Source organism: Longimicrobiaceae bacterium (genome assembly GCA_035936415.1).
GTDB lineage: Bacteria > Gemmatimonadota > Gemmatimonadetes > Longimicrobiales > Longimicrobiaceae > JAFAYN01.
The window spans coordinates 1-6,533 of sequence record DASYWD010000613.1; the positions used below are offsets into that span (position 1 = coordinate 1).

Annotated in this window: 4 protein-coding genes; 2 read left to right on the forward strand and 2 right to left on the reverse strand. The window is 72.3% G+C overall.

Annotated features, from left to right (window positions below):
- The first annotated feature begins 166 nt into the window (after positions 1–166).
- Positions 167–517 carry an SWIB/MDM2 domain-containing protein gene (locus VGR37_24540; protein HEV2150589.1) on the forward strand — a complete coding sequence of 117 codons (351 nt, stop codon included), beginning with the start codon at positions 167–169 and terminating at the stop codon, positions 515–517.
- Between the two features lie 95 nt (positions 518–612).
- Here the strand turns inward: VGR37_24540 and VGR37_24545 are convergent, their stop codons facing one another.
- Both VGR37_24545 and lon read right to left on the reverse strand, forming a co-directional pair.
- Complete coding sequence (locus tag VGR37_24545) at positions 613–2,097, reverse strand: PKD domain-containing protein (GenBank protein ID HEV2150590.1); 1,485 nt, start codon at positions 2,095–2,097, stop codon at positions 613–615.
- Between the two features lie 283 nt (positions 2,098–2,380).
- Positions 2,381–4,963 (reverse strand): endopeptidase La, encoded by a 2,583-nt coding sequence (lon, locus tag VGR37_24550; GenBank protein ID HEV2150591.1) that lies wholly within the window; start codon positions 4,961–4,963, stop codon positions 2,381–2,383.
- 476 nt (positions 4,964–5,439) lie between these two features.
- Here lon and VGR37_24555 point away from each other — a divergent pair, with 476 nt between their 5' ends.
- Positions 5,440–6,432: a C40 family peptidase gene (locus VGR37_24555; GenBank protein HEV2150592.1), complete on the forward strand. Its 993-nt coding sequence runs from the start codon at positions 5,440–5,442 to the stop codon at positions 6,430–6,432.
- Positions 6,433–6,533: the final 101 nt, after the last annotated feature.

The following is a 6,533-nucleotide window of genomic DNA, read 5'->3' on the forward strand; positions in this document are numbered from 1 at the left end:
GCCCCGGCTCCTGGACCGGGGCGGCGGCGGCGCGGGATCGGGCGATTCCCCTGGGGAGCTTGACAATCCGCGCGCGGAATCCCCTCTTGCGGTGCAGCGCGGGCTCGCGCCCGCGGTCGAGCACCTTCCGCTGCTCGCGCCTCTACCCAGACCAGGAGACCGCTCCATGGCCACTCCCAAGAAGGGCACCCCCGCGAAGTCCGCCACGAAGAGCGCCACGGCCAAGAAGTCGACCGCGAAGAAGGGCGCCGCGGGCGAGGGAGCGCCGCGGCAGGCGCGGGGCGGGATCGCGACGCCGGTGACGCCGGACGCGCAGCTGGCGGCCATCGTCGGCAAGGACCCGCTGCCGCGCTCCGAGATGACCAAGCGGCTGTGGGACTACATCAAGAAGAACAACCTGCAGGACGCGCAGAACAAGCGGAACATCAACGCCGACGCCAAGCTGCGGCCCATCTTCGGGAAGGACCAGGTCACCATGTTCGAGATGACCAAGCTGGTCAACCAGCACGTCAAGTAGTCCGCCTCCGTCCGGGCTCGCCCGGGCGGGTGAACGAGAATAAGGAGCCGCGTCCCGGTGCGGGACGCGGCTCCTTTTCTCATCCGGCGGGGCGGTCAGAAGGTGACGCTCGCCTCGTTGGAGCAGACGGTGGTCCCGGCCTCGCACACCTTGTAGGCGTACGTCCCGCCTCCGCTCTTCCCGATGTTGTCCGTGTGGGCCCCGTCGTTCGCGGTGGTCGCCACCCGCGCGCCGTTGCGGAACACGTCCACGCTGGTGGAGGTGGCGCCCGACCAGGTCAGGTCGGCGTGCTGCGTCCCCTTCACCTTGTACCCGGTGGCGCTCAGCCTGATGCCGCCCGACGAGGAGGAGCTCACGGTGACGATCTGCGAGGTGGTGCCGGTGGCGCCTGCATCGTCCGTGACGGTGAGCGCCACGGTGTACGTCCCGCCCGCGGCGTAGGTGTGCGACGGGTTGGCCGCCGTGGAGGTGGCGCCGTCGCCGAAGCTCCAGCTCCACGATGCGACGCTGCCGTCGCTGTCGGTGCTGGCGTCGGTGAAGCCGCAGGCCAGCACCGAGCAGGCGTAGGTGAAGCTCGCGGTGGGCGCGGCGTTGCCCCCGGAGCTCAGAGTGGTGTAGCGGGTGGCGACGGGGTAGTGGTCGCTGGTGGTCTGGCCGTAGTCGGCGATGTACTGGTCCACGCGCAGCACCTCCGCGGAGCCGGCCAGGTACGCGCTCCAGAACTCGTTGGTGCCCAGGTGGTGGTCCACCACGTCCGGGTAGGTCACGGTGGACGACACCCCGGCGGCCGACAGCGCCGCGGTGGGGAAGCGGTATGCGGCGGAGTCGGCGACGAAGTTGGCGTAGGGCGACGCCTTGGGGCGCACGATGGACACGTCCACGTCGTCGTTGAAGTCGCCGATGACGATGACCTTCTGCGTGGGGTAGGTGGAGTCCAGGTATGCCTTGAGCGCCTCGGACCCACGCTTCCGCCGGTCGTAGTCCGTGCCGCCCGTGCCCGCCTTGGCGTGCAGCACGATCACCACCAGGTTCTCGGTGGTGCCGTTCACCGACGCGGCGAGCTTCACCTCCAGCGGGGGCCGGCCGGCGAAGTCGTAGTCGTACGCCGTGAGGATGATGCGAGCGCTCTGCACCGTCGCGACGGAGGTCTTGTAGAGCAGCCCCACCTTCTGCTCCGTGCCGTTGAAGTCGCTGTAGTACGCGGCGCCGTCGGTGACCAGCGGGTCGTTGGCGAGGAAGCCGGAGTAGCCGGAGAGCTGCGAAACCAGGTTCTTGAAGTGAGCCTCGTTCACCACTTCCTGCAGCCCCCAGATGTCCAGGTCCGTCCCCGCGACCACGTCGCGCACGTTCTCCAGCTGCAGCGTCTCGTTGGAGGGGCCGTTCGACGTGTCGCCGAACCACTCGATGTTCCAGGTCCCGAAGTCCAGGGACGAGGAGGTGCCCACGGCGGGGATCGGGGCGGTGGCGGCGGCGGTGGGCGCGGTCGGCAGGCCCGGGCTGCCGGCGGTCTCGCAGGCGGCGAGCCCCAGCGCCAGCGCGGCGGCGAGGACGCGGCGCGGGCGGAAAAAGTCAGTCGGCATCTGATTGCTCCTGGCGGGTGGACGTGCACCGCGCGGCCCGGCGGCCACCGGTCCGAGCCGGTGCGGAAAACCGGCCTGACGATCGTGCGAACAGGCCCCGATCCGTGCTGCGCGCATTCACGGACGCGTACCGGAGGTGGGGAGCCGCCGGGAAGATGCCGCCAGTTTGTCGCGGAAGCAAGCGGGCGGGTGAGATCCGTCCGGCCCGCGCACGAAAAGACGGGAGCCCCCGGAGGACGATCCTCCGGGGGCTCCGTGCCGTCACGCCGGTCCGGCTCCGCGGTCAGCGCCCGCAGTGCAGCCGCGTCTCGCCCTCGGCGCCGCGGCTCCCGCCCGTGGGCGGGAGGGGGAGGGAGGGGAAGAGGAGCTTCCCCTCCTGCATGCTGGCGCCGCGGAGCGCGACCGCCAGCGCCTCGTCGATGGACTCCACCAGGTGCACCTCGAACTCGGCCAGCACGTCCTTGGGGAGGTCGTCCAGGTCCGGCTCGTTGGCCTTGGGCAGCATCACCGTGCGGATCCCCGCCCGGTGCGCCCCCAGGAGCTTCTCCTTCACCCCGCCGATGGGGAGCACCCGGCCGGTCAGCGTCACCTCGCCCGTCATCGCCACGTCCGAGCGGACCGGCGTGCCGGACAGGACCGAGGCCAGCGCCACCGACATCGCCACGCCCGCCGAGGGGCCGTCCTTGGGGATCGCTCCCGCGGGGACGTGGATGTGGATCTCCGAGCCCCACGCCTTGCGCGGGTCGATCCCGTAGCGGGCCGCGTGGGCCCGGGCGTAGGTCAGCGCGGCGCGCGCCGACTCCTTCATCACGTCGCCGAGCTGCCCCGTGAGCACCAGGTTGCCGAACCCCGGGGCCGCGTTCTCCGCGTCGGCGGCGGCCACGCCGCCGCTGCGCTGCTGCGCCGACGCCTCGATGAACATGATGTCGCCGCCCATCGGGGTGTAGTACAGCCCCGTGGCCACGCCCACCACGTCCTCGCGCCCGGCGCGCTCCGGGTGCACCCGGCTGCGGCCCAGGAAGTCCTTGACCACGGCCTCGTCCACCGTGACGTGGCTCACCGTCCCGGAGGCGATCCGGCGCGCCGCCTTGCGGGCCAGCTTCCCCACCTCGCGCTCCAGCTGGCGCACCCCCGCCTCGCGGGTGTACTCCGAGATCACGCTGCGGAGCGCCGCGTCGGTCACCTGCAGCTCCTCCTCCTCCAGCCCGGCCTCCTCGACCTGGCGCGGGAGCAGGTAGCGCTCGGCGATGGCCTTCTTCTCCTGCTCCGTGTACCCCCGGAACTCCACCGCCTCCATCCGGTCGTACAGCGGCGCCGGGATGTTCTGGACGTAGTTCGCCGTGGCGATGAAGAGCACCTCCGACAGGTCGAAGGGCACGCCCAGGTAGTGGTCCGTGAACTCGTGGTTCTGCGCCGGGTCCAGCACCTCCAGCAGCGCGCTGGAGGGGTCGCCCTGCATGGACACGCCCAGCTTGTCCACCTCGTCCAGAAGGATCACCGGGTTGCGGGACTTGGCCTGCTTCAGCGCCTGGACGATGCGCCCCGGCATGGCGCCCACGTAGGTGCGCCGGTGCCCGCGGACGTCGGCCTCGTCGCGCACGCCGCCCAGGGCGATGCGGACGTACTTGCGGCCCAGCGCCCGGGCGATGCTCTTGGCGATGGAGGTCTTCCCCACCCCCGGAGGCCCGGCGAAGAGGAGGATGGGTCCCCTGGCGGTGGCGCGCGCCTTGGCCTCGGTCAGCTCCTTCTCCAGCTCTTCCGTGGTCGTCTCGGCCTCGGTGCCCTCCAGCGCCTCGGCCTCCACGGCGGCCTCCTGCTGCACCTCCTGCTCCGCGCGTCGCGCGGCGAGCTGCCGCACCGCCAGGAACTCCAGTACGCGGTCCTTGACGTCCTCCAGCCCGTAGTGGTCCTCGTGCAGCACCTCCTCCGCGGCCGGGAGGTCCAGCCGGTCCTCGGTGCGGAGGTTCCAGGGGAGGTCCGCCATCCACTCCAGGTAGGTGCGGATCACCTGGTACTCGGCGCTCTGCTGCGGCGTCCGCTCCAGGCGGCTGAGCTCGCGGTCAGCCTCCTCGCGGGCGGCCTCCGGGAGGTCGAGCGCGGCCAGGCGCTCGCGGAGCTCCTCCACCTCGGCGCCCTCGTCCCCGTCGCCCAGCTCGCGCTGGATCGCCTTCATCTGCTCGCGCAGCAGCATCTCGCGCTGCCGCTCGCCCAGCTCCTCCTGCACCTGCTGCTGGATCTCCTCCTGCGCCTCCACCATGGCGAGCTGGCGCTGCACGATGAGCAGCAGCGAGCGCATGCGCTCCTCGATGGAGAGCGTCTCCAGCAGCTTCTGCTTGGCCTCGGTGTCGATCTCGGTGTAGAAGGCCACCAGGTCGGCGAAGGCGCCGGGGTCCGTGATCCCGCTCAGGAACTGCTCCAGCATCTCCGCGGGGACGCCGCGGCGCCGGGCCAGCTCGGAGCCGCGAGAGCGCAGCTCGCGGTAGAGCGCGATGTACGCCGGGTCCTCGGTGTTCACCGGCTGCTGGTCCTCCATCTCGCGGACCTGCGCGGAGAGCGCGCCGTTCTCGGCCTCCACGAAGTGCAGCGCCATGGCGCGGCCCTCGCCGTGGATCAGCAGCTGTACGCCGCCCACGCCGCGCTGCACCTGGGCGATCTGCACCACGGTGCCCACGGTGTACAGGTTCTCGACCTCTACCTCGTCCTGGTTCTCACGCTGCGCGACGGCCAGCATCCGCCGGTCGCCGGCGAGTGCGGCCTCGACCGCCTGCAGCGTCCCCGGCCGCCCCGCCGAGATCGGCACGGCGACGCCGGGGAAGATCACCGTCTCCCTCAGCGGGAGCACGGGAAGCATCGTCTTCTCAGCCATTGCAACCACCCTGTAAGCGGTAGTCCGCCGGGCCGCCGCCGTCTCGCGGCACGCCCTGTTCTGCGGTCTCCCTGCGCATCTTCCTTGCCACGCTCTGTACACCGGCGCAACCTCGCGTGTGCCCTGGACTTGTGCGCGTAAGTGCCGTTTTAACCGAAGCTTAACTCACTCCGGAAAAGCTGCCGGAACGGCCGTTCCGGGGAGCTCCGGCCTGTCGTTCAGGCATGAACTATGTCTGGACGGCATGATCTCTCGCAGAGTGCGGCACCCCCGGCCGCAGCCCGTCTGCGAAAGACGCCCCTTGCGCTCCGGGCTTCCGCGCCGGAACTTTGGGCGTGCCCGGTCCGCCCCCGCTGTCCCGCGGGGTGCGCCGGGCGGCCCGGGTCTCCCGCTCCGCTGCCGGTGTCTCCCCTCCTCGACCTGCCGGTGAACCTCCGCGGCCCCCTCCGGGCGGGCCGCACCGCCCCGCTGCTCCCATGACACGCACAGCCGCCCTCCTCCCCGCCCTGCTGCTCCTCCCCGCGGCGCTCTCCGCGCAGGCACGGACCAGCCTCTCCGCCTTCACCTCCACTGGCGCCGGGCTCACCGCCGCGCGCATGGGCGGCACGCTCGCCACCGAGCGCGACGGGCTCGGGCTCCGCCTGGGCGCGGCGGTGGACGCCGTGCCCCGGGCCGCCGGAGCGCCCTCGCGCTGGATGGCGGACGTGGACGGAGTCGGCCACCTGGGCCGGCTCCTCCCCGGCCTGGACGGCGTCCGGCTCCTGGTGGGCGTCGGCGCGCAGCAGACGGCCACGGGCGGCGTCGCCCTTTCCAGCAGCCTGGGCGGCATCTACACCCACCAGGTCGCCGGCCCGCTGGCCCTGGAGGGGGAGGGTCGCTACCGGACCCCCTTCGCCGACGGGATGCCGGCCCGGCTGGAGGTGCGCGCCGGGGTGGCGCTGGCGTTCGGGCCCGCGCGTCGCCCGGTCGTGGCCCGCCCCACGCACCCCCGCGCCTCCATCCACCTGGCCGTGCCCGCCGGGGCACCCGCCTCCGCGTCCGCGATGGCGGCGCTCGCCATCGGCACCGGGGAGAGCTTCCTGGGGGTGCCGTACCGCTGGGGCGGGAACACCCCGGAGGAGGGGTTCGACTGCTCCGGCTTCCTCCGCTACGTGTACCGGATGCACGGGGTGGAGCTGCCGCGCGTCACGCGCGACCAGGTGCGGATGGGGGAGCCGGTGCCCACGCGGATCGAGGAGCTGCGCCCCGGCGACCTGATGTTCTTCGCCAAGGACGGCTCCTACATCGACCACGCGGCGATGTACGTGGGCGAGGGGCGGATCCTGCACAGCTCCGCCAGCGGGAAGGGGGTGCGCTACGACGACCTCTTCAGCCGGCGCGGCGAGTACTACCGCACCCACTTCGTGGCCGCGCGGCGGGTCCTCACGGAAGAGGCCGCCGGGCGCATCGGGGCGCCGGGCGGCCGCTGAGCCACGACGTCCCGTTCCGCCGACCGACACCGAACCCGATGCAACGACCCCGCGCGGCCACGCTCCGCCGCCTGGCCCTGGGCGCCCTGCTGGCCGCAGGC